Origin of the sequence: Salinicola socius (assembly GCF_001937195.1) — a bacterium.
Taxonomy (GTDB): Bacteria; Pseudomonadota; Gammaproteobacteria; order Pseudomonadales; family Halomonadaceae; genus Salinicola; species Salinicola socius.
The window spans coordinates 1-581 of record NZ_MSDO01000099.1 but is presented as its reverse complement, the minus strand read 5'-3'; the positions used below and the strand labels follow the sequence as shown (position 1 = coordinate 581).

The 581-nt window shown below is 65.4% G+C and carries 1 protein-coding gene; it reads left to right on the top strand.

What is annotated here, in order from left to right; all coding sequences use genetic code 11:
• The coding region (locus tag BTW07_RS19020; RefSeq protein WP_167369294.1) for an Ig-like domain-containing protein at positions 1–581 on the top strand (581 nt) is incomplete at both ends.

The window sequence follows — 581 nt, the reverse complement described above, 5'->3', positions numbered from 1 at the left end:
CGGTTACGACCTGGCAACGGATGTCGGCACTGGCAATGGCAGCCTGACGTTCAATGCCGACGGCTCCTACACCTTCACGCCGGGTGCCGACTTCGACGGTCTGGCTGCCGGCGAGAGCCGCGACGTCACCTTCAGCTATACCGCCACCGATAACGATGGCGGCGTCAGTGCACCCAAGACGGTCACCATCACCGTGACCGGCACCAACGACGCGCCGGTGGCCGTCGCTAATACCCAGACCACCGGCGAGAACAGCGTTCTCAGCGGCCAGGTTCCGGCAGCGACCGACGTCGATGGCACCATCGCCAGCTACGCGCTCGACACCGGTGTAGGTCAGGGCAACGGCTCCTTGACGTTCAATGCCGACGGCAGCTACAGCTTCACGCCGGGCACCGACTTCGACGGTCTCGCCGCGGGCGAGAGTCGCGACGTCACCTTCAGCTATACCGCCACGGACAATGACGGCGGCGTCAGTGCACCGAAGACGGTGACGATCACCGTGACCGGCACCAACGATGCGCCGGTGGCCGTCGCCGATACCCAAACCACCGGCGAGAACAGCGTTCTCAGCGGCCAGGTTC